Below are 21,677 nucleotides of genomic sequence, written 5' to 3' on the forward strand. Positions count from 1 at the left end.
CCAAAAAAAAGGAGAATTCTATGGCAGAACCGAACACTACCGTACCGGCAGTGGAGGAAAAGGGCCCCATCACTGATTCACTTCTTTCGAAGATGAATGAATACTGGATGGCGGCCAACTATCTCTCTGCTGCTCAGCTCTACCTCCTCGACAATCCTCTGCTGAAAAAGCCGCTGACCCGTGACATGATCAAGCACAAGATTGTCGGACACTGGGGCACCGTCCCGGGACAGAACTTTGTCTTCGTTCATTGCAATCGGGTGATCAAGCGGTATGACCTCGACATGATCCTTCTGTCCGGACCGGGCCATGGCGGTAACTTCTTCATCGCCAACGACTGGCTCGACGGATCCTATACCGACGTCTATCCTGAAATTTCGCAGGATGAAAAGGGTCTGCAGCGGATGTTCAAGCGCTTCAGCTTCCCGGGCGGAGTGCCGTCGCATTGTGCGCCAGAGACGCCTGGTTCCATTAACGAGGGTGGGGAGCTTGGTTATTCGCTGGCTCACGGCTTTGGCGCTGTTCTGGATAATCCGGATCTGATTGCGACTGTCATTGTCGGCGATGGTGAAGCCGAGACGGGGCCCTTAGCTACGTCGTGGCACAGCAACAAGTTCCTGAATCCGATTACGGATGGAGCTGTTCTTCCGGTTCTTCATCTCAATGGATATAAGATCTCGAACCCGACTGTCCTTTCCCGCATCTCTCACGAGGAGCTGGAAGATCTGATGAAGGGCTACGGCTGGGAGCCGCACTTCGTCGAAGGCAGCGATCCGATGACGATGCACCGGCTGATGGCCGAGACGATGGATACCTGCATCGAAGAGATCAAGGCGATCCAGAAGCACGCTCGTGAAACGGGTGATGCGACACGTCCGCGCTGGCCGATGATTGTGCTGCGTACGCCGAAGGGCTGGACGGGGCCGAAGGAAGTGGAAGGCAAGCCTGTTGAGGGCTGTTTCCGTGCCCATCAGGTTCCGGTCGACATGTCAAAGCCGGAACATGTAGGCATGGTCGAGGCCTGGCTCAGGAGCTATCATCCGGAGAAGCTGTTCAATGAAGACGGTTCGCTGCGCGCAGATCTGAAGGAGCTGGCACCGAAGGGGGATCGCCGGATCGGCGCCAATCCGCACGCTAACGGCGGCAAGTTGCTGCGTGACCTTGTGGTTCCTGACTTCCGCAATTATGGCGTCAAGATGGAGGGACACGGCACTGTTACGGCACAGGATATGACGGAGCTCGGCAGGTTTGTGGCCGATGTGTTCCGTGCCAATCAGAAGAGCCGCAACTTCCGTTCCTTTTCGCCGGATGAGGCACTTTCCAATCGTCTGAACTATGCCTTTGAAGCGACCAACCGGCAATGGGAGGCTCCGATTGAGCCGAATGATGAACTGCTGTCAAGTGATGGACGTTTCCTGGATTCGTTCCTTTCGGAACATATGTGCGAAGGATGGCTGGAAGGGTATCTGTTGACGGGGCGCCATGGCTTCTTTGATTCCTATGAGGCATTTGCGCGTATCATTGACTCGATGGCTGCGCAGCACGCCAAGTGGCTCAAGGTGTGCAATCAGCTGTCGTGGCGCGAGGAGATTGCTTCGCTGAACATCATTCTGACGTCGCATATCTGGCAGCAGGATCACAACGGCTTTACGCATCAGGATCCGGGTTTCCTGGATCATATTGCCAACAAGAAGGCAGACGTTGTTCGTCTCTATCTTCCGCCTGATGCCAACTGTCTGCTGTCGTGCTTCGATCACTGCATCAAGTCGAAGAACTATGTCAATGTCATCGTGGCATCCAAGCATCCTCGTCCCCAGTGGCTGAGCATGGATGAGGCGGTGAAGCACTGCACCCAGGGCATCGGCATCTGGAGCTGGGCTTCAACCGATATCGGCGAGGAGCCGGATGTTGTCATGGCATGTGCCGGCGATACGCCGACGCTGGAAGCTCTTGCGGCGACATCGATTCTGCATGAATATCTGCCGGAGGTGAAGGTTCGCTTCATCAACGTTGTGGATCTCTTCAAGCTGCAGCCGGCAAGCGAGCATCCGCACGGTCTGACAGATGCGGAATATGACATGTTATTTACGAAGGACAAGCCGATCGTGTTTGCGTTCCACGGCTATCCGACGCTGATTCATGAGCTGACCTACCGCCGCCATAACCGCGATCTCCATGTGCGCGGCTATAAGGAAGAGGGAACGATTACGACGCCGTTCGACATGCGTGTGCAGAACGACATTGACCGCTTCCATCTGGTTCAGGATGTTCTGCTGCGGCTGCCGAAGCTTGGCAATCGCGGAGCGTATCTGTATCAGCTGATGAATGATAAGCTGGTGGCTCATAAGCAGTACATTCAGGAGTACGGCCGCGATATGCCGGAGATTGAAGACTGGCAGTGGAAGCCGCTCCACGACTGATCGCATTAATGAATGGTTCCATGCCCGCAGGCGTAATGTTTGCGGGCATGATTTGTTTCTGAGACAAACAGGATGTTCCATCGTAAAATAGAGGAATGTATAAAGGGTTCAAAATTACGGCAGGCGTCCTGTTCATGGTTCAGTCTGCGCTCTATTTGATTGTTGTCATTCTTTCTTTTGGCACCTATGCCTTTCTTCCGGTGAATATTCTGCGCTTCCCGGATCTGCTTACGGCCTTTGCGCTGCTGATCTTCGGCATCGTATTACTGCGGACAGAAAAGAGAAAAACAATATCGAACTTCCTGCTTGTGATGGCGGTGCTGACGGCGTGGTATGCGTTTGCGGAATGGGCTGTTTACAGCCCTCTTTTGTGCGTTTTGTATCTGTTCAACAGTGCCGGCTACGTGCTTCTGAGTCTGCTGGTGCGGCGGCGCCGTCTTCAGCATCTGTGGCCGGTGGCACCGTTTCTGTTTCTGAATCAGCTGTATGATGTGCTGACGACGGGCTTTTTCGGGTGGCGGAATGCATGTTATTCGGTGGCGAGCATCTGCCTGCTGCTGGCGGTGGTTTTTCTGGCCGCATCCTGTGAATTCTACTGGTACGACCGCATGATGAGGTAATGACATGGACGAGATGAAGGAGTTGTTTTACCGCGATCCGTATGCGAAAGAGTTTGATGCGGAAGTTGTCCGCTGCGTGGAAAAGGACGGAAAATATCTTCTGCAGTTAAGTGACACCGCATTTTATCCGGAGGGCGGCGGTCAGCCATGCGACCATGGTACGATCGACGGCCTTTTTGTCAGTGATGTGCAGCGTGACAGGGATGGTGTGATCTGGCATACGGTCAGCGAGCCGGTTGCGGAGGGAAGCACTGTTCACGGGATCATTGACTGGAAACGGCGCTTCGACTTCATGCAGCAGCACTCCGGGGAACATCTGTTTTCCGGTTTTGTTCATCAGAAGTTCGGCTATGACAATGTCGGCTTCCATATGAACGAGAAACTGGTGATGATTGACTTTGACGGCCCGATGACGCTCGAGGAAGCAGAAGAGATTGAACAGCGGGTCAATGAGGCGGTCTGGGCAGATCTTCCCTCCCTGATTACCTTTCCTTCCAGGGAAGAACTGGATTCTCTTTCCTATCGCTCGAAGAAGGAGCTGACGGGGACGGTGCGGATCGTTACGTATCCGGGTGTCGATGTGTGTGCGTGCTGCGGTACGCATGTAGCACATACGGGTGAGATCGGCCCGGTACTGATGACGGGCTTTGAAAACTATAAGGGCGGTGTACGCATCTCTCTTTTGGCAGGAAATCGGGCGATTGCCTATATGCGTCAGCTGCGTCACAATGCGGCAATGATTTCGCGGCTGCTGTCGGTTCCGCCGCTTGAGACAGCGGAAGCTGCAGATAAGCTGCAGGCAGAGAATACGGCTCTTCACAACACGATCAGAGAGCTGTATCGTCTGCAGCTGGATGAGAAATACAGCAGAGTCGAAGAAAATGCGCCGCTGGTCCTCGACTTTGAGGAAGAAGGGGATCCGGTGGAGCTGCGGCGTTTCTGCAACCGTGCCGTCGAAGAGAAACGTGTCGGCGTCTGCGGCGCCTTTCTGAAGGAAGCCGACGGCTGGCGCTACATCCTGATCAGTCAGAGTGTCGATCTGCGTGCGAAGGCAAAGCAGCTAAACAGCGCTCTGAATGGCCGGGGCGGCGGAAGTGTGGATATGATCCAGGGCCGCTTCATGGCACAAGAGACGGAAATCGAGGACACTTTGAAGGCTTTGTTTACCAGTTTCAAGTGATTTATTCCCTGTTTGTGGTTTAATAGTTGCGTTTAGGTGGGGAGAACAGGGTGAAACAGGGAAGCGGCAGGGAAACAAAGCGTCTTTTGACCATTATTTTGGTGCTTTTATGTCTGCTGGTTTTGTGTCTGCTTGGAGCGAGATTTCTGCCCGGAGAAGAAAAGACAAAGCAGGATGCGGAAGCGTCTGTTTCCGGTTCCGCAACTATGGCGCCATCGCCGTCAGCGCTGAGCGAAGAGGAACCTGCAGCCACACCGACGGCGACGCCGAAGGCGGTAGATCTTTCATCGCTGGAAGGCACCGAAGAGATGCTGGATGCGATTCCGGAAGATACGGATACGATTACGGCTGTGGGCTATCAGGCGAATGCGTCGGTGCTTGCGGATCTTCAGAAGGCGGTTGATACGGTCGAGGACAATGGCTATGACGCGGGCTTTGTGCTCTATGATCTGCAGACGGGAAGGTCGCTGTCCTACAATGCGGATGAATATTTCTATTCGGCGTCTTCAATCAAGGCGTTCTATATCGCTTCGACGGCGGATACGGTTGAAGGTGCACTTGCCAGTGATGGTTCGAGCATGGAACAGGCGGTACGCAACAGTGACAATGATGCGTACCAGTATCTGATTGACAAGTATTCGTTTCCTCCGATCCGGGAATGGGTTGAACAGGCCGGGGCGGATCCGGCGATTGCAACAAAGATGTATCCGTACTATGGGGCGCGCCAGGTGGCGAAGCTCTGGGCGGTGAACTACTTCTGGTTCCTGAATGATCCCGAGGGAAGAAGCTGTGCCTCGTGGTATGAGACGCCGAATGCTTCGTCGCTGCGTCAGCTGGTGGCTGAAGGAACAATGACACGCACGAAGGCGGGCTGGATCTATTACGTCGGTGATACGGCGGAGGATACGTTCATTTCGACCAATGAGGGCGGCATCGTGTATGAGGATCATCCATTCATCATCGTTGCGATGACCAATGCGCCGGCGGACTTTACGCAGCTCACAACTTTGTTTACGCCGCTGCTTACGGCGCACGATGATATGATTTCGGATCTGAACTGAGGATAAACATAACAATGAAATTTACTGAAAACAGGAAAGTTGAAAATACGTACCGGGAAAATCCGGATCTTGATAAGGCTCTGCGCTATCGCGGCATGAATCTCTATGCGGATCAGAAGCCCTATGCACTGGTGCTGACGAAGGAAGACGGCAGTGTGTTCGGCGAGATTCCGGTGGACTTCTATTTTGATGCGGTTGCGATCCATGAGGATGTGCTCTATGTCGGTCTGCGGGATGGTGAGGTGCTGAAATGCAGTCTCGATCCGTGCAGGGTAGAGTCAAAGTTCTTCCTTTCGCTCGAAGTGTGGCAGTCGTTATTCGATCATGAGTCGATTATCGAAGGTACGCGCCAGGTCGTGAAGCGTCATGAGCTGGGACGCAAGGAGAATATGGCGATGGCCAACATTCTCAATGACCATTGTTTTGAAAGTGCGGTGACGCGGATCGCCGGCAATGGAGATCTGCTTGCGATCGGTGATGTGTTTGGAAGGGTCGCTGTATTTTCGATCGACGATCTGAAACAGACGGTTGATTTCGGCAGTGTTGGCGGAGCGGTCATTGATCTTTCCTGGAAGGACGATCATTCGCTGTCCGTTACATGGGTGGCTCAGAAAGGCGCGGCCGATCCGTTTGTGCTGACACAGGTTCCGGATGCGTATACAGATGATTGTTCACTTGCGATGGTGAAGAACTGAGGCGGAGGAGACTCCGCTTTTTCATTACAATGAATGGAGACAGCAGAAAGGAACATGCATATGATCATTCAAAGCAGAAATGTATGGCTTCATGAGCAGCTCGTTCCGGCAGAAATTGAACTGGAAGATGGAACGGTCAAGGGGATCCATGACTATGGATCCGCTTCGGCAGATGTAGATTACGAAGACAAATGGATCCTGCCGGGATTCATCGATATTCACACGCACGGTTGGAACAAGGCGGATGCGGGGCATCCGGATAAGGCAGCGATGAATCGCTGGCGGCGGCACATGCCGGCAGAAGGTGTAACGTCGTTTCTGGCGACGACGGCGACACAGAGCCGTACAGAAAATGAGGCGGCGTTTGCGGTGCTTGGCGATGTGATCGATACGCAGAAGAAGGGGGAAGGTGCAGAGATTCTCGGCATCCATGTGGAGGGCAACTACATTTCCTTTACGTGCCGCGGGGCGCAGGATCCCTACAACATTGTGAAGCCGGATCCGGATGAGCTGCTTCATTACGATGAGCTGTCGCATCATCATATCTGTACCGTAATCTGTGCGCCTGAGTGTGAAGGTGCGGAACACTTTATCCCGGAAGTGACGGGTCACGGGATCCGGGTGGGTCTGGGTCACAGTGCAGCAGACTATGATACGGGCATGAAAGGTGTCGAATGGGGCGCGACATCGACGGTACATACAGGCAACGGGATGCTGCCGTTTCATCATCGCAGACCCGGCCTGTTCGGGGCGGCACTGTGCAATCCAGATCTGTATTGCGAAATCATCGGGGACGGTCACCATGTGGCGTTTCCGACGGCGCATATCATTGGAACGATGAAAGGGAAGGACCGGCTGATGCTGGTGACGGATTCATTGCCGCTGAAGGATGATCCTGCCTATGACTATATGTGCCATGATGGAGCCTACATGCTGGCAGACGGTACGCTGTGCGGTTCGCATCTCTATGTGAATCAGGGTGTCTATAATCTTCACCGCAGAGCGGATCTGCCGCTGGTTACGGCGATCAATGCGGCGACGATCAATCCGGCGCGCTATCTTGGCTTTGATAACCGTAAGGGGTCGATCGAGGAAGGCAAAGATGCGGATCTGGTGGTGACGGATCCGGATCTGAAAGTGTGTGCAACCTATTGTGCAGGTGTCCTGCAGGAGGATCAATGATGAAACTGCTGGTGCAGGGAGATGATTTTGGATTTACGCGGGGAACGACGTTCGGCGGCGTTGATTGCATTGATTTCGGTGTGCTGCGCAATACGGGACTGTTTGCCAACATGCCTTCGGCGAAGCTTGCGGTCAGCTATATGGCGGATCGTCCGCAGGTGTGCTTCGGTATCGATTTCAACATTGTGACCGGTCCTTCGGTCTCGGATCCTTCCAGTGTTCCGGACTTGGTGGATGAGAGCGGAGAGTTCATTCGCTCCAATGTGCGCATTCATGATCCCAGATGGCAGAGTGAAGCGGGACGCAGAGAAATGTTTCCTCTCGAACAGGTGCGGCGCGAACTGTGGGCGCAATACAACCGCTTCGTGGAGCTGACGGGAAAGAAGCCGGGCTATCTTCATGCGCATTCGATTTCGAGTGAGCCGTATGAGGAGACGATTCATGAGATCAGTGCGGCGACGGGTATTCCGTACAGCTTCGATGTGATTCAGAAGTTTCATATTGTCAGTGCCTGGGACAAGGTCGATCCGATGGCGGACAAGGCGTCGGGAAAGAAGGTGTTTGATCCGACGGCACAGTTGTCCAAGGATTCGTTCAGCATAAATGTGGCCGATGTGTCTGACTATCTGCTGAGCCATGAATATGCGATGGTGCTCGGGCATCCGGGTTATGTGGATGCGGATCTGATGGGACGTACGTCATTGTCGCTTGAACGTATGCGGGATGCGGAGATGATGATGTCGCAGCAGTTCAAGGACTGGATCCGGGATCATCATGTACAGCTGATTACGTACCGTGATCTAGTGGAGGAAGAATGATTCTGTATTTCAGTGCACAACAGCAAATACGTTGCCAAACGCATTGCGCAGGCGTGCTCGGAAGAATCTCTTTCGATCGTTGACTGCATGCGACAGAAGAATGCATCGGGTGGGGACTGTGTGCACGGAAATGCCCGGTTCAGGCCATTGCGATGCAGGACGGTCACCGGGTATGGGGCAAGGAGAAATGTGCGATGTGTCTCGGTTGTCTGCAGCGGTGTCCGAAGGCTGCCATTCAGTATGGAAACGGAGTTGCGACCGGAAAGCACGGGCAGTACCGCAATCCGCATGTGACGGTATAGGAGCAGCTGTTCCTGCCGCATTCAGGGAATAAAAAAACTTCTGCACGCAGGTGCGGAAGTACATGTTTCATAACTGGTGCCGACAATAGGAGTCGAACCTACGACCTACTCATTACGAATGAGTTGCTCTACCAACTGAGCTATGTCGGCGTTGACAGCGAATAAAGTATATACCAAACTCGTAGAAAAGGGAAACGAAATTTATGCACATGCGTTGGTGGAAGAAGACAGGTGCCATGCTGGGGCTTGGATTGTGCTATGCGGCGGCGGAGGCTTTTGGAAAGATTCCGGCGCCGTACTGGGAAATCAACCTTGGCATCTGCTATGGATTTTCTGCGGCAGGGGCGGCGTTGTTCGGCATTCCCGGGGGCTGCGTTTCGGCGCTGATTGGAGAGATCGCTGGTGAGCTGTTTGGAAACGGTTCGCTGGAGCCGGCATTGATTCTTGCGTCCATGTGTTCGGGCCTGGCTGCCGGGGGAATGTACAGGAAGACCTCAGAGCCTGGTCCCTTCGGGAAAGAGAAGTGGAAGGCATTTATTCTTTGGACCTTGCTGGGACAAGCAGTCGGCTTTCTGGGGGTTTATGCGATCATTTCATCGGCGTCATTTGCGGAGTGTTTCTGGCGCTTTTTCTACAACAGTGTGTGTGCGTTGTTTGCGGGCGGTCTGATTCTGATGGCGCTGCAGGAGGGTCAGTCTTCTTCGTCCTCTTCCTCTTCTTCGAAGGCGCTTTGATAGAGGGAATAGATCAGGAAGCCGGATATCAGAAATGAGACTCCGGCCGCAATCAGAAGCGTATTCCCTTCGAGAAAGAGACTTGCAAAGGCCATGAGCAGGCCGCCATGGAAGGAAATATGGGTAAGGATGTTGAGGGCTGTGCTGTGCCAGCTTTCTTCAATGAACGTAAGCAGGGAGCCGAGAAAGACAGATAGGAGTGCTGCCTCACTGCCGGAGCGAAGATAGCAGTAAACGGAAAACGGAATGACGGAAAGCAGGATGCGGGTGAGGCTGTTTTTCCCGTTGCGTTCCAGTGATGAGCGGAAGATCAGTTCTTCTGCGATCGGCAGGGCGGCATAGATAATGATTGCTTCGAGAGGGTGGATGCCGTCAATGATGGTGAGAAAGGGATCTTCGAGGGTGACCTTCCATGTGGCAGGGACGCTGTCGATGCCCTCCAGCGCCATGGCAAGAGCTGCGGCATACGAAAAGGCTGCCGCAAAGGCCATAAGATAGATGCGGAACGTCGGCGGTTTGATGCCATGGTTTTTGAAGATGCTCCGGTCAAACAAGAGAAACAGGAAGATGACGGCCAGGGAACTGATCCCCGGGGCATAGGGGATGGATATGTGATGGGCAGCCAGCAGTAAGACGGTGGATGCGGCCGGCAGGATCCAGGATAGCCAATTCTTCATGGGTTTCATGATACTACAGACTGTTGCATATCAGTTCCCATTATCTTTACGTTTCTTGTAGAATAGTGGGGACTCGGGGAAGATAGGATAGAATCTATGAGCGAGACAGAAAACAAAAAGAAAAAAGCCGGTTTTGCACAGTGTTGCACTGATTGTATAATCTGAATGATCCGTGAGGATCTAGAAAGATTATTTTCAGGCAGGCAGCTGTGCAATCGTGCGTGGTGGCCAGGCATGGCTGTCTGCCTGAAAACATGGCCNAAAGCCGGTTTTGCACAGTGTTGCACTGATTGTATAATCTGAATGATCCGTGAGGATCTAGAAAGATTATTTTCAGGCAGGCAGCTGTGCAATCGTGCGTGGTGGCCAGGCATGGCTGTCTGCCTGAAAACATGGCCACCACCCATGAATAACAAATACCATACAAAATCTCGGAGGCAGACGCCCTGGGACGATTTTGACGATCGTTCAGCTACTGAGAATTTTATTCGTGATCAAGTAAATATCCTGTATGAACAAAGACATGCCTCTTTGAAAGGTTCATCGGAGATCGATCTCTTGAATTCCATAGAAGTCACTAACTGCCATTTGTGCGGATCAGGCTCGATAAGAAGAGCCGGACATACTAGCAATGGTATTCAGCGCTATTACTGCAATCATTGTCACCATTCCTATACGGTGACCACAGGAACCTTGCTGGAAAACCATAAAATTCAGATTGCGGAATTGATAGATTACTGGCGTAATCTTTTCCGGTTTGAAAGCTTGTCCTCTGATTCATGGAATAACAAAAATGCCGCGACAACTGCGAAATACTGGTTCCTCAAAACTGGTATTCTTCTTAAAGACTGCCAGAAGAACATCGTATTAAGCGGCCGCATCTACTATGATGAAACATATCTTCCCGTACGCAGTGAAGACATTATCCGAAAGGAAAACGGTCAACGCTTGAGAGGACACTCAATAAATCAGATCTGCATCGCTGTAGCTACCACCGGCGTGGAAACCTACGTCACATACATTGGACGAGGTCAGCCAAAAGCAGAAACGATTTATGATGCTTTGAAAGATCATATCAAACCTGGTTCACAACTTGTCACAGATAAAGATCCAGGGCATAGAATGCTGGTCAGAAAATTGGGCTTGAAGAATGAAGAACACGATTCCAAAAAGATCAAGCGGCTTCCGGATAATGAGAATCCTCTGAACACAGTAAACCAGATGCACAATCTTCTGCAGAAATTTCTGCGTGCCCACAGTGGGTTCAAAAGAGATGATCTGAATGATTATCTGAACATATTTGCTTTCATTGTGAATCCACCGGAAGACCAACTGGAAAAGATCAAAAAGTTGCTGGAGCTCGAGATCAATACACGAGAAACTCTGAAATACAGAGATGTATTTGCGAAGAAATAGCCGTTATTCAAGTGTTAAGTGCAACACTGTGCAAAACCGGCTTTAAAAGAAAAAGACAAAGAAGAAGCTTCGGCCGCAGGCGCTGATTCTGCTGGTGCTGATCGCTGCGGTTGCGGTTCTGGCAGTTTTTGCCCAGATCAAGAATAAAAACGGGACGCAGGCAGCTGCTTCGTCTTCGGCTTCGACGACGACCATCTTTTCCGATACGCGTGAAGCATATGAGCTTTCGGATGATGAGATCGCCAAGATTCGTCAGGAGCTTTCGGATGATGAGAACATCAATGGGGATGTGCAGGCTGTTCTTGTGTTTCCGAGCGGTCTGATTCATCAGCCGGTTCTGCAGGGTACGGATAATGATCATTATCTGTATACGGACTGGCAGACGGGGGATTCTCTGGCATACGGCTCGATCATGATGGATTATCAGAACAACATTCATCAGGATGAAATGAATACGATCATCTACGGCCATTACTGCTATACGGGATATTACGAGGACCGTACGCTTGCGTTTACGCCGCTTTCGTAGCTTCTTGAGGAAGCGAACTATGAGGCGAACAAGTATGTGGTTCTGGTGACGGATGATAATATCCGCTACTATGAGATCGCTTCGGTTTATGGCTGCCCGATGGTTGATGTGGAGGGCGGTCAGGTTGCGGCAGATGATTATCAGTTCAATCTGGTCGACTACAGCGAGGATTATTTCAATACCTACGTCAATGCCATCAAGCAGCAGGAATACTACGATACGGGCGTGGAACTGACGTATGGCGACCGTCTTCTGTCGCTGCAGACATGCATCGAGAATCACAATGAGCTGCGTGAAATCGTTGTGTGCAAGGAGCTGAAGCGGGTTTCGTTCTGAAATTTGAATTTGTATTGATTGCGTGCTATATTCTCTCTGCGCTGAGAAGGCGCAGAGATCTTCATGGGGCTGTCATGGTTTCGACAGGTTTATGTTTGATTCAGGCTGCAGTGGAGCGGTGACCATATCACCAAATAAATTTAGACGCTAACAACAATAGCAATTTTGCTTTCGCTGCCTAAGGACGCTTGACGCGTTGCAGCGACCCGATCGCGGTAGATGCCTAACGGCCGCGGTTGTGTAACTAAAATCGGCTAGGGTGAGGCGGATGGCTGTACGCGGATCCCGAAAACCTACAGCCAGATTCAGCAGTGCGTTTCTGATCGCTGTACATACTGCTGTCTTATCAACAGCGACCTAAACTGTAGATGCCTGAATGTGGGACTACTCTTGGACACGGGTTCGACTCCCGTCAGCTCCACTATCGAAAAAGAGGCTTAGAATCGCCATTGTCTGAGCCTTTTTTGTTGGTTTTTGCTAAAGTAATGGAGTATTTAACGCTCAATATTTAACGCTCAACGATTACGCCAGGGGGTGACTGAATCGCATGTCGTTGCACTGTCGTTTGCAGGTTGTTAGGGCGGCAGCCCTGACCCCTCGGAGAGCCCGCATCAGTTTTTTGCAGAAAAAATGATATAGCGGGCTATACCAATTTCTTATTTTTTGACGTTATCTTGACGCCTAATTGACGCCAAGCCTTCTGGACCATATCTGCATGGGTATCATGCAGGATTCTATCAGGATGCCTGCATTCCGGATTAACGCTCAATATATAACGCTCAACGATCAACAATGGCTTGTTTATGCAGGAATCTAAACGTTTACGTAGCTTCCCGTCAGCTCTACCATTGTAAAAAAAGCCTTTTCAGGCTAGAATAAAAGTGTCAAAGGTGAGTGTATTCACCGGAAAGTGTCGGTTTCCGGCAGACGGATGCTGGATGTGCAGATTGATGCGGGCCCTCACTTTTTTTTACTCTTTCTATGAAGTATTTGTATATAGATGAATCTATTGGTGAACAATTGTTTGTGGTAGGCGGGATCCTTGCGGACAGTGAAGAGGATCTTCTTTTTGCATATCGGCAGCTAAAGAAACAGATTTCCAGAATTCCTATGACAAGAAAGCAGAAAGAGTCAGTCATGAATGAGTTCAAGTCGGTGATACTGGAAAGAACATATCCGCAGATCAAACGGAGATTACTTTACAAGATCAATTCTTTTCGATGCACGGTTGTATATGCATCAAGACACTATGAGGGAACACTATATCAGGAAGAAAAAGAAAAACTCTATATATCCATGCTTGCACAGATTGTCTCCTCAATCGAGGAACCGGTAATCATCGTGACTTTTGATTCATTTGGCAACGTGGGATTCGAAACCAGAATCGTTGATATAGTAGGAAGTCTTCCGAATGTACACTCGATCAAATCGGAATTCTCCTATAACAGCAAAGGGCTGCAGTTCGCTGATAACGTCTGCGGTGTTATCCGTAAGCATATTACCGGAAATGATAACGACGGTTTCTTTGAAATTATCAGAAAGAAAACATGGGAGATCAAATGAGAACAACGTCGATCATGGTACAGAATCTTTGTGTTCCGTGCAGCTGCAGGTGCAGATACTGTCTTTTATCATGGGATGGAAGACCGGTTGGCATCTCCTGGGACAAAGGTGCATCTTTTGCGCAAAGATTCATTAACGAAGTGAGACATTCACATCCTGAAATAAACATCTCGTTTACATTTGGCTATTCCATGGACCATCCTCGTCTTCGTGAAGCAATCACCTTCCTGAAAGAGATTGGCAGTCCTCAGGCACAGTTCCTGCAGTGTGACGGAATGCGGATGAGAAACGAAGCAGAATGTGATGGTCTAATGAGGGTGCTGAAGGAAGAGGGAGTGCAGGATCTGAATTTTACTTTCTATGGTCAGAAAGAATACCATGACCGTTTTGCTTCAAGAAAAGGAGACTATGATCTGCTGATGCGTATGATCCGGGCTGGGTTAAGTCATGGACTGCAGGTTTCAGCAGGAATTCCTCTTACTGCGGAGAATATATCTCAGGCTGATGTTCTAACAGAAGATCTGAAAAAGCGTGGTGTTGAGAAGATCACCATGTTTGTGCCGCATGAAGAGGGAAGAGGTATCACGCTTTCGGATATCCGGCTGGATGAAACAGACCTTGCAGGATTATCCGAAGAATCTTTAAAGCTGCTGAACCGCAGTGTGTACCGTAGTGAACGCGACTGGATCACCGGCATGGATATTCCGGAAGAAAAAGGGAGAATGCTGCTGATCTCGCTGAGACCGGACAATATTGAACGGTATGAACGGATGCATGCAGAGGAGATCATTCAGGAGATCGAGGAACTGGATGACTGGTACTATGACTCCTTTCCGGACTTTCTTGATCTTGCAAGGATGTACGGAGATCTCCAAAGCGGCAGAATGTATCGATTCCGTGATTTGTTTTACCACTATCGGAAGCTGTATGAGAAAGATCACGGTATACAGGCATACGATGTGACAGATGAACGTCAGTCCGGCAGCAGAAGGTATTAACCGTTTTTCAGGCAATACATCAGGACAAAATAATCTGCCGCCGCAAACAGGAGGTTCTGCTGAACTCCCGCCAGGCCCACTAACGAAAAATAGGCTTAGAATCGCCATTGTCTAAGCCTTTTTTGTTGGCTTCTGCAAAAAATACAGGGCGTTTCATGCTCAGAATTTGACGCTCAGAAGTGAGCTCTGCTTTATGAAAACGGGCACGAATGTATACCGTCCTATCAGGAGGTAAAATTCATGAACCTTTATTCAGTTTGCGATTTTTCGTGTTTTGATGCGATACAATGCGCATATTACAGAAAGGCGGAACTGTGATGGAAGCGAACCTGAAGGAAAGAGTGAATGAAGCGGTTGAGGCGGTGCAGCAGGCCGCAATCGATGCGACGCATGCGATTTACTTACATCCGGAGCCGGGTGATCATGAGACTTTTGCTGTTTCTTATTTGACGGATATTCTGCGTACGGCCGGCTTTACAATCAAGGAAAACCTTGCCGGGCTTCCAACGGCCTTTGAGGCAGATTATGGAAGCGGTCATCCGCGAATCGCATTGCTGGCTGAATATGATGCGCTGCCCGGATATGGGCCCAATAAGGATCAGTGGGGGCATGCCTGTGGGCATAACTGGATTGCGGGGAACTGCCTTGGAACGGCACTTGCGATGAAGAAACTGATCGATGAAAAGATGATCTCCGGAACGATCTGCTTTATGGGCTGTCCGGCGGAAGAGTCAACGGGCGGAAAGGTTACCATGACGGAACAGGGCTGCTTCGACGATATGGATCTTGCGATGCAGATACATATTACCAATGGCAATGAAGCCATGGTTGGCGGCGGGGCATTGGCGTTCAATGGGATTGAATTTACGTTCCATGGCGTTGCCAGTCATGCGGCAGCGGCACCGGAGAAGGGAATCAATGCGCTGGACGCATGTTATCTGATGTTTAATGGCGTCAATGCGCTTCGTCAGCATGTTCCTTCGGATGTGAAGCTTCATGGCATCATCGTCAACGGCGGAGCGGCGCCGAATATTGTTCCGGCAGAGGCCGCCAGCCGCTGGGAGATCCGGGCCGAAAAACGTTCGACGGTAGATGCACTGGAAAAGCGGTTCTTTGATATTGCCCAGGGCGCGTGCCTGATGACGGGTGCCACCTATTCCTGGCGCTATTTTGAAAATAAATTTGATAACTGCATTAACTTTGATTCTCTGGATCGTTTGATGGTGGACGCGATTCATACCTCAGGTTACACGAATGTGAAAGTATCAACAGATGCAGGGGCAGGCTCAACGGATGTCGGCAACGTGTCACAGGTATGTCCGACGGTGCATGTCAATATGGGTGTCGGAAATATGGATGGCTATACGTGTCATGAGGAGCCGTTTCTTCAGTATACTGACGGAAAAGGCGCATATGAAATCTTGAGAAATGCCATCTATGCACAGACGTATCTTTCGGTTGAGGCCTGTACGGATGCGGCCGTGAGGCAGATGCTCGCTGAGGCAAAGGGACAATTGAAACAGGATGCGTAAGTAATAGGAAGGGACGGGAAACCATCATGGAAACAGGCACCTATGCAATTAAGAATGCAAATGTGTTTCTGACATACCGGCAGAAATTTGAGCCGCGGACGATTGTTGTGCGGGACGGTCGGATTGCGGCAGTACTGGATCCGGATGCGGATGCAGCGATCAATAGCATCGATGCGCAGGGAATGTATGTGATTCCGGGCATGACGGATGTGCATATGCATATTGAATCGTCGATGACGCATCCTAAGGAGTTCAGCCGCTGGGCACTGCGATATGGGACCACAGGGATCGTTGCGGATGCGCATGAGATTGTGAACGTTTTTGGAATGGATGGCCAGTTTGCCTTCATGAATCAGGAGACGGATCTCGATATTTTCTGGGCAATCCCAAGTTCGGTCCCGGCGACGAATCCGTCCCTGGAAACATCCGGGGCAGAAATGACTGTCGAGGATGTGAAGCGGATGCTTGCGGATCCAAGGGTCGTATCCCTTGGCGAAGTCATGAATATGAAGGATCTGCTGTCAGAGGAGCCGACGAAGATTCAGGAATTCATTCGCGCATGCAAGGAGATCCGGGGCCGCGACATCCGGATTGAGGGACATTGTCCAAAGATTTCGGGAGAGGATCTGAATGCCTTTATTGCGGCAGGCGTGGATGCGGACCATACGCTGCAGACGCCGGCCTCGATTATGGAGAAGTGTGATCTTGGCATGTTCCTGGAGATTCAGTATAAGAGTGTGACGCCCGATACGGTTCGTACCATTGTGGAAAACAATCTGTATGAGAATGTGGCTCTGGTGACGGATGATGTGGTGCCGGACAAACTGGCGCAGGGACAGCTCAATACAGTGGTGCGCTATGCAGTGGAATGCGGCATGCCGCTGGAGAAGGCAATTTATTGTGCGACATTTACGGGCGCACGGCGTATGCACTTGGATGAGCGGGGCATGATCGCCCCGGGCAAGGTGGCGGACCTCGTGTTTTATCGCGATATCTCTACTCTGGTGCCGGATGTGGTGATCAAGTCGGGCAGGAAAGTGTTCGATGCGGCAGAAGGTATGATGCCGAAGGCAGAGAAGGTGGAGTTTCCGGAGCGTTTCTATCATTCGGTGAAGTGTCGAATGGCAAAGGATTCCGACTTCGTTCTGCATACAAAGGATCCGGCGGCGAAGAAAGTGATCGTTAACGTTATTTCCGTTAATGCGGATAATACGGCGACGCAGAAGGTTGAAAGGGAGCTGGCTGTTCAGGATGGTGTGATTCAGTGGGAGGATTCGGATCTTTCGCTGGTGACAATCTTTGAGCGGTATGGAAAAAACGGAAACGTTGCCTATGGCTTTTTGGAACATGCCTTTGCAAAGAAGGGGGCGGCAGCGACGACCTGGTCCCATGATTCGCACAATCTGATTGTTGTGGGACGCGATGGCCGTGACATGGCGGCGGCACAGAACCGGGTTGTTGAGGAGCAGGGTGCTTATGTGGTGGCGATCGATGGAAAGGTTGCGGCGGATGCGCCGCTGACGATTGCGGGTATTGTTTCTTCGGAACCGATGGAGGAGCTGGGAAAGCAGATTGGTGAAGTGAGGCAGGCAATGGAAGGTCTTGGGTGGCATAATTCCAACGTTCTCATGAGCATGTCAACGCTGGCTCTGCCAGTGTCTCCGGCACTCAAGATGACGGATTATGGGTATCTGGATACGCGTACTCAACAGTCTGTTCCTCTTATCGTACAAGAAATTGTGGAATGAAATGGCTTTAGCGGGAGGAACTCCCGCTTTTCTTTACTGGTAATGGAATGATCCATGTGCCGGATGCATAGGCAGATTGGAATGGAACAGAGTAAAAACAGGATATGATGGTAGCGGAAAAGGAAGGTAAAGATATGTCCTGTACAACAATTCTGGTTGGTAAAGGGGCCAGCTATGATGGCTCGACGATGATTGCGCGCAATGATGATGGTGCCTATACGCTGAAGCATTTGAAGGTGTTTGAACCGAAGGATCTTCCGAAGATGTATCGCTCCGTTGGATCGAAGGTTTCAATTCCTCTGCCGGAAGGGGCGATGCGGTTTACGGCGATGCCAAATGCGTCCAAAGAGGATTTGAAGAAGGAAGGACTCTGGGCTGCCAGCGGCGTCAATGCGGCCAATGTAGGCATCACGGCGACCGAGACGATTACGAGTAATCCGCGTGTGCTTGGGGCGGATCCTTATGTTGTCTATCAGCCGGCAAAAGGCAGTAAGAAGGAAGTCGCCGGCGGCATTGGTGAGGAAGATATTGTGATGCTGGTGCTGCCGTACATTCATTCGGCGCGGGAAGGCGTACTTCGCTTAGGTTCTTTACTGGAGCAGTATGGTACCTATGAGCCGAATGGCATCTGCTTCAACGATGTAAATGAGGCATGGTATATGGAGACGATCGGTGGTCATCACTGGATCGCTTCAAGGGTTCCGGATGATCGGGTCATTATTATGCCGAATCAGTTTGGAACCGATACATTTGATCTTGGGGATGCGTTAGGTGAGGGAAAGAATTATCTTTGTTCGCATGATCTGAAGGAGTTTATTGCGGATAATTTTCTGGATCTTTCGCAGGATGGTGTGTTGAATCCGCGGGATGCCTTTGGCAGCCATTCGGATGCGGATCATGTGTACAATACGCCGCGTGCCTGGTTTATGGGCAGATATCTGTGTCCGCATACGTATCGCTGGGATGGTGCGGATGCGCGCTTTACGCCGGAGTCGGATGATATTCCGTTTGCGCTGGTTCCGGAAAAGAAGGTGACGCCGGAAGATGTGAAGTATCTTCTTTCTTCGCACTACCAGGGTACGGCCTATGATCCGTATGGAAGCTATGGGGATCCTTCTCTGCGTGGGAAGTATCGTTCCATTGGTATTGCGCGGACCGACTTTATGTCGCTGATTCAGATCCGTCCTTATATGCCGGAAAGCTATCGGGCGCTGGAATGGGTGTGCTACGGGGCAAATGTGTTCAATGTGATGGCTCCGCTCTATGCCAATATTGATCATGTGCCGAACTACTTCGGGAAGGCGGATGACCGTGTTTCGACGGATAACTTTCATTGGACGAGCCGCCTGATTGCGGCGCTGGCGGATGCGTCTTATGACAAGTCGATCCAAGAGATTGAGCGTTATCAGGAAAAGGCAAATGCGAAGACACGGTCATTGATTCATAGCTATGATGCGTCATTTGCCAGGGAATCCACCATTCAGCAGCGGGAAGAGGCAAATGAGACAATTGCCAAAGCTGTTCAGAAGGAAGCCGATGATGCACTGGCAAAGATTCTGAAGATCCGTACAGCGGATATGAAGAATAACTACTCACGTGCAGATAACTAAAGAGAAATGATCCAATAAAAACTGTTGAAAGAAAGCGGACTGTGCATGCATGTGCAGCCCGCTTTCCGGTTGACAGGATATAACGATGAATGATAAAAGTATTAGGCAGATTCAAAACGAAGTACGGGGTTGTAGCTCACCTGGGAGAGCGCATCCATGGCATGGATGAGGTAGAGGGTTCGAGTCCCTTCAGCTCCACCATAGAATGACAAGGCTTGCCTTTGTAATATACGGCTTGCCTTTTTATTTTCGTCTCTTTATCGGCATCAGCAGTTTCCAGCCGATGCATGCGCCGAAATAATCACTTCATAGGGAAGGATATAGGGAGGGAATATTCACGATTTATTACGATAGTGTTAAGCCTTCGGATGGGCAGATTGATGATGGCCCTTACTTTTTCCTTGTGCTTTCAGCAGGTAAAGCCTGCTGTTATCATTGATAAAAAACTGATAATAATTAATCGACGGGAGGCAAAAATGATCATTAAAGGTTCATCTGCTTTAAGAAACAATTATCCTGAAATTTCAAGACTTGCTAAAGATAGTCAGGAACCGATATACATTACAAACAACGGTGAAGGGGAAGGAGTATATATGAGCCTGGACGCCTTTGAAAAACGTGAGGAAATGCTTAATATGAGAGCAAGAATACTTCAGGCAGAAGAAGAGAGACTTTCCGGTGCAGAAACAATTTCCGTATTTGAAGCAAGAGAAGCGTTGAGGAAGCGCCTGAATGGAGAATAAAGCAGTAATCAGGACTCTTCCCTCTGCAAAAAATGATGATCGAGACGAGTCGGTAAAGGTTTTCTTCTGCTCCATTATAAAAAACGGCCGAGAAAACCCATGTGCTTCAGCCATGGAATGAAAGGCCGCTGTTACCGTATAATTTAAGCGGAAAGGAGGTGAAGTCATGTATCTGACGCAGACAAACTACATTCGGCATCTGCCGAAGGACCAGTACGAAGCGATCCTTGAGATGTGCTCGTATGCCAACAATCTGTACAACGTTGGACTGTATCAAATCCGTCAGTATTTCTTTGCGACGAACAAGTATCTGCGGTATGAAAAGAACTACCATCTTTGCAAAGATAATGAAAATTACAAGCTGCTGCAGGCCGGCATTTCTCAGCAGATCCTGCGGACGTGCGACCATGCCTTCAGGTCGTTCTTTGCGCTGCTGAGCAAAAAGAAGTCCGGCAGCTACGACAAGAAAGTGCGCATTCCACACTACCGCACGAAAGGCGGAAAGTATCTGCTGGTGCTGTCAACGAACGCGATCAACATCAGAAACGACAATCTGATCGTTCCGATGAGTCGTACGTTTTCAAAGCAGCATCCGGATCTGGATTCCATACGTATTCCGGTACCTGAAAGAATTTCAGGCAGGCACATCGCTGAAGTACGCATCGTGCCCGTTCTGAACGGCAAGGCACTGAAGATTCAGTACTGCTACGAACAGGAAGAAGAGCCGCAGAATCTGAATGCGGACAATGTATTAGCCATTGATGTCGGTCTCGATAATCTTGCGTCGTGTGTAACAACCACGGGGACGTCCTTCATCGTTGACGGACGTAAGCTCAAATCAATCAACCAGTGGTACAACAGGCAGATTGCACACTACGCATCGATCAAAGACCATCAGAACATCAAAGGCTTTACAGCCCGTATGAGCCGCATCACAGACAAGCGTAACCGGCAGGTGACAGACTACATGCACAAGGCTGCACGCCATATCGTTGATTACTGCATTGCCAATGATATCGGCACGCTCATTGTCGGACACAGCGTTGACCAGAAACAGTCGGTCAACATGGGTAAAGCGAACAATCAGAAGTTTGTTCAGATCCCGTTTGACCAGCTTCGCACGTATCTGAAAACGCTGTGCGAACGATATGGCATTGCATACATCGAAACGGAAGAATCGTACACGTCAAAGGCATCGTTCTTAGACGGTGACGCGATTCCGGTGTACGACACAAAACATCCGTATGCCGGTACATTCTCAGGCAAACGCATCAAACGGGGATTGTACAGTACCAAAGAAAACACGCTCGTTAACGCAGACATCAACGGAGCGTGCAACATTGCAAAGAAAGGTAAACAGAACCTCAGCTTTGAGGGACTGTGTAGAGGGCTGTTGGCAAGCCCTTTGAGAATAAGGATTGCGTAAGCAATCAGACTTCTCAAGAATCCCACGTGCTTTAGCTGTGGGAGTGTCAATTTTAGAAGTTTTACAGAAGGCTTTGAAATCATTCAC

General features: G+C 50.4%; 20 protein-coding genes, 2 tRNA genes and 1 other RNA gene. 21 read left to right on the forward strand and 2 right to left on the reverse strand.

All coding sequences use genetic code 11. The features are described from left to right. Window positions 1-20 precede the first annotated feature (20 nt). The 8 genes from C1714_RS04175 (at window position 21) to C1714_RS14215 (ending at window position 8,278) form a co-directional block, all read left to right on the forward strand. Window positions 21-2,420: a phosphoketolase family protein gene (locus C1714_RS04175; RefSeq protein ID WP_102342015.1), complete on the forward strand. Its 2,400-nt coding sequence runs from the start codon at window positions 21-23 to the stop codon at window positions 2,418-2,420. Window positions 2,421-2,515: 95 nt separating this feature from the next. After that, complete coding sequence (locus tag C1714_RS04180) at window positions 2,516-3,040, forward strand: hypothetical protein (RefSeq protein ID WP_102342016.1); 525 nt, start codon at window positions 2,516-2,518, stop codon at window positions 3,038-3,040. A gap of 4 nt (window positions 3,041-3,044) precedes the next feature. Further along, on the forward strand, window positions 3,045-4,220 hold the full coding sequence (locus C1714_RS04185; RefSeq protein WP_102342017.1) for an alanyl-tRNA editing protein: 1,176 nt from the start codon (window positions 3,045-3,047) through the stop codon (window positions 4,218-4,220). A 50-nt stretch (window positions 4,221-4,270) separates the two neighbouring features. After that, window positions 4,271-5,281, forward strand: a complete 1,011-nt coding sequence (locus C1714_RS04190; RefSeq protein WP_102342018.1) for a serine hydrolase family protein — start codon at window positions 4,271-4,273, stop codon at window positions 5,279-5,281. Window positions 5,282-5,295: 14 nt separating this feature from the next. Beyond that, a complete protein-coding gene (locus C1714_RS04195) occupies window positions 5,296-5,976 on the forward strand; it encodes a hypothetical protein (protein ID WP_102342019.1) in 681 nt (226 codons plus the stop codon). 60 nt (window positions 5,977-6,036) lie between these two features. After that, on the forward strand, window positions 6,037-7,158 hold the full coding sequence (gene nagA / locus C1714_RS04200; protein ID WP_167849922.1) for an N-acetylglucosamine-6-phosphate deacetylase: 1,122 nt from the start codon (window positions 6,037-6,039) through the stop codon (window positions 7,156-7,158). Then, window positions 7,155-7,976 carry a ChbG/HpnK family deacetylase gene (locus C1714_RS04205; protein WP_102342021.1) on the forward strand — a complete coding sequence of 274 codons (822 nt, stop codon included), beginning with the start codon at window positions 7,155-7,157 and terminating at the stop codon, window positions 7,974-7,976. The genes nagA and C1714_RS04205 overlap by 4 nt, the downstream gene beginning before the upstream one ends. Window positions 7,977-8,059: 83 nt before the next feature. Beyond that, window positions 8,060-8,278, forward strand: coding sequence for an EFR1 family ferrodoxin (locus C1714_RS14215; RefSeq protein WP_210115311.1), 219 nt, complete (start codon window positions 8,060-8,062; stop codon window positions 8,276-8,278). Window positions 8,279-8,352: 74 nt separating this feature from the next. On the opposite strand, the gene C1714_RS04210 is transcribed toward C1714_RS14215, so the two are convergent. Next, window positions 8,353-8,428: transfer RNA gene (locus C1714_RS04210), tRNA-Thr, on the reverse strand. Window positions 8,429-8,481: 53 nt separating this feature from the next. Here C1714_RS04210 and C1714_RS04215 point away from each other — a divergent pair. Beyond that, the gene (locus C1714_RS04215; RefSeq protein ID WP_102342022.1) at window positions 8,482-9,012 is read left to right on the forward strand and encodes an ECF transporter S component; all 531 of its coding nucleotides are present in this window, start codon (window positions 8,482-8,484) and stop codon (window positions 9,010-9,012) included. On the opposite strand, the gene C1714_RS04220 is transcribed toward C1714_RS04215, so the two are convergent. Further along, window positions 8,970-9,689 (reverse strand): CPBP family intramembrane metalloprotease, encoded by a 720-nt coding sequence (locus C1714_RS04220; protein WP_102342023.1) that lies wholly within the window; start codon window positions 9,687-9,689, stop codon window positions 8,970-8,972. The genes C1714_RS04215 and C1714_RS04220 overlap by 43 nt on opposite strands. Before the next feature lie 303 nt (window positions 9,690-9,992). On the opposite strand from C1714_RS04220, the gene C1714_RS04225 reads away from it, so the two are divergent. The 12 genes from C1714_RS04225 to C1714_RS04280 all read left to right on the forward strand — a co-directional run bounded on the left by C1714_RS04225 (window position 9,993) and on the right by C1714_RS04280 (window position 21,590). Then, a complete protein-coding gene (locus C1714_RS04225) occupies window positions 9,993-11,105 on the forward strand; it encodes a transposase (protein ID WP_102341502.1) in 1,113 nt (370 codons plus the stop codon). 94 nt (window positions 11,106-11,199) lie between these two features. Then, window positions 11,200-11,634 (forward strand): sortase family protein, encoded by a 435-nt coding sequence (locus C1714_RS04230; RefSeq protein ID WP_102342024.1) that lies wholly within the window; start codon window positions 11,200-11,202, stop codon window positions 11,632-11,634. A 45-nt stretch (window positions 11,635-11,679) separates the two neighbouring features. Next, the gene (locus C1714_RS04235; RefSeq protein ID WP_167849923.1) at window positions 11,680-11,970 is read left to right on the forward strand and encodes a sortase family protein; all 291 of its coding nucleotides are present in this window, start codon (window positions 11,680-11,682) and stop codon (window positions 11,968-11,970) included. A 65-nt stretch (window positions 11,971-12,035) separates the two neighbouring features. Next, window positions 12,036-12,394: a transfer-messenger RNA gene (ssrA, locus tag C1714_RS04240) on the forward strand. A 557-nt stretch (window positions 12,395-12,951) separates the two neighbouring features. Continuing rightward, on the forward strand, window positions 12,952-13,533 hold the full coding sequence (locus C1714_RS04245; protein ID WP_135567881.1) for a DUF3800 domain-containing protein: 582 nt from the start codon (window positions 12,952-12,954) through the stop codon (window positions 13,531-13,533). Next, window positions 13,530-14,531, forward strand: a complete 1,002-nt coding sequence (locus C1714_RS04250) for a hypothetical protein (RefSeq protein WP_102342027.1) — start codon at window positions 13,530-13,532, stop codon at window positions 14,529-14,531. The genes C1714_RS04245 and C1714_RS04250 overlap by 4 nt, the downstream gene beginning before the upstream one ends. A 317-nt stretch (window positions 14,532-14,848) precedes the next feature. Then, window positions 14,849-16,063, forward strand: a complete 1,215-nt coding sequence (locus C1714_RS04255; RefSeq protein WP_167849924.1) for a M20 family metallopeptidase — start codon at window positions 14,849-14,851, stop codon at window positions 16,061-16,063. Window positions 16,064-16,089: 26 nt separating this feature from the next. After that, window positions 16,090-17,811 (forward strand): adenine deaminase C-terminal domain-containing protein, encoded by a 1,722-nt coding sequence (locus C1714_RS04260; protein ID WP_102342029.1) that lies wholly within the window; start codon window positions 16,090-16,092, stop codon window positions 17,809-17,811. 134 nt (window positions 17,812-17,945) lie between these two features. Further along, window positions 17,946-19,421: a C69 family dipeptidase gene (locus C1714_RS04265; RefSeq protein ID WP_102343141.1), complete on the forward strand. Its 1,476-nt coding sequence runs from the start codon at window positions 17,946-17,948 to the stop codon at window positions 19,419-19,421. Between the two features lie 125 nt (window positions 19,422-19,546). Further along, a tRNA-Ala gene (locus C1714_RS04270) sits at window positions 19,547-19,622 on the forward strand. 167 nt (window positions 19,623-19,789) lie between these two features. Further along, window positions 19,790-20,164 carry a type II toxin-antitoxin system Phd/YefM family antitoxin gene (locus tag C1714_RS04275; protein ID WP_210115249.1) on the forward strand — a complete coding sequence of 125 codons (375 nt, stop codon included), beginning with the start codon at window positions 19,790-19,792 and terminating at the stop codon, window positions 20,162-20,164. Window positions 20,165-20,330: 166 nt separating this feature from the next. After that, window positions 20,331-21,590, forward strand: coding sequence for an RNA-guided endonuclease InsQ/TnpB family protein (locus C1714_RS04280; protein WP_102342030.1), 1,260 nt, complete (start codon window positions 20,331-20,333; stop codon window positions 21,588-21,590). The last annotated feature ends 87 nt before the right edge of the window (window positions 21,591-21,677 follow it).

The sequence above is a fragment of the Galactobacillus timonensis genome (assembly GCF_900240265.1).
Classification (GTDB): Bacteria; Bacillota_I; Bacilli_A; order Erysipelotrichales; family Erysipelotrichaceae; genus Bulleidia; species Bulleidia timonensis.